2 protein-coding genes are annotated in these 1,497 nt (G+C 53.3%); one reads left to right on the top strand and one right to left on the bottom strand.

From position 1 onward, the window contains the following. Positions 1 to 613 (bottom strand): AraC family ligand binding domain-containing protein (locus tag J5224_RS27430; RefSeq protein WP_264628298.1); only part of this gene is annotated, 613 nt, incomplete at its 3' end. A 99-nt stretch (positions 614 to 712) separates the two neighbouring features. Here J5224_RS27430 and J5224_RS27425 point away from each other — a divergent pair. Continuing rightward, a complete protein-coding gene (locus J5224_RS27425; RefSeq protein WP_264628297.1) occupies positions 713 to 1,483 on the top strand; it encodes a YdcF family protein in 771 nt (256 codons plus the stop codon). Positions 1,484 to 1,497: the final 14 nt, after the last annotated feature.

The raw sequence follows: 1,497 nt of genomic DNA, 5'->3' as shown, positions 1-1,497 counted from the left end.
CCGAATGACGAGCCAGTTCATCTAGCCCGATATCCAGAGGCATGTTGTCGTGCAGATGATCTTTGAGTTGGTATATTTGGCGCAGAGAATCGTTGGAAACGGACGCTGGCCGGGTCACAACATGTCGAGCGAGTAGCGAAAGCAGATGATCCAGACTCTGGTCGCGAGCGAGTCGGCCTTCGTGGTGATGGATGGCGAAAAAGGCCTGTTGGATCGCAAAAATTAACCTCGGATCGTCCGTCAGGGTATTTTTAAACGCGGCTTCCAATGCGGACACGTCGGATAACCCGCGTTGTTGCATCATACCTGTCGCCCAGCGCTGAGGGAGATAAAGCATGGCGTAGGTGAACCCCTCAGCGTGTACGGCATGCCCATCGTGCACAGCCCCCGGTTCGATCAGGATGGCTCGCCCTGGATGACTGGTATGCATCGAACGGTGACAGGTAAACTGTTGTAGCCCTTGTTGTGTTACCCCGACTAACACTTCGTCGTGGTCGTGGGAATCATAGGCATGGCCGCGAAAATGGGCATGTAAGCTCTCTATGCCGGTTTCGTCATCACGACGAAGATTAACCCAATCTCTGCTGGCCGTTTCTTTAATGGGCGTTGTCATTGGGCAAGCTCCGTCATAGTCTATAGTACCTCTGTCTTAAATTATCATCTTGTTGCCGACGATGCCGCTTTCAGTGCATCCGATAAGGTAGAAAACACAATGCATATCTCTGATGAAGCCATTCGCGATTTGAATACGCTGGCGGATTGGCTCGCCCTTGACGATCTCCGCGCCCATGAACGTCTGAGCCCGGGTCTGCTGATTTTGGCAGGTCACGCCATCATGCCGAACATTATCGGCGCGCTTGATTTTGCTGCGCAAACCGGCGTTCCTGTGTTACTGAGCGGGGGGATCGGCCATTCCACCGCGCTGCTACAGCAGGCGGTAAAACAGGATCCGCTCACGGCTGCCATTGAGACCGAGGGGAAGGGGGAAGCGGATATTCTCGCCGAGATAGCGCATCAGGTTTTTGCCATCCCCTGGGAAAAAATAGAGATAGAAAACCGCTCGACCAACTGTGGTCAAAATGCGGATTTCAGCAGAGACCGGCTGTTGGCCCAGTCATCTTTCCCCACCACGATATTGCTGGTTCAGGACCCGCTCATGCAGCGCAGAACCTTCGAATCTTTTCAGCACAGCTGGCGACAGAAAAATTTAACCGGTCGATTTATCAACTGGCCAGTGTTTTTGCCGCGTTTAGTCAACGTGGGCGCTTCCCTGATGATTACCGGCGGACAACGTGCGGGCATATGGACGCTCGAACGCTATATCTCCATGATATTCGGTGAGGTCAAACGCCTGCGCGATGATGAAACCGGCTACGGGCCAGCAGGGGCTGGCTTTATCGGCCATGTTGATATTCCTGTTGAGGTCGAAAATGCCTGGCGGCGGCTTACTGAAAACGATGAACTGTTGGTGAGTGTCAGATAAATCTGCCGTCAGAT

This window comes from Candidatus Symbiopectobacterium sp. NZEC135 (assembly GCF_025962695.1).
This window is presented reverse-complemented; position numbering and strand designations above follow the sequence as displayed.

What these genes read in the sequence shown, in the direction of transcription:
- J5224_RS27425 (WP_264628297.1), top strand. Translation starts at nt 713, where the DNA reads ATGCATATCTCTGATGAAGCCATTCGCGATTTGAATACGCTGGCGGAT.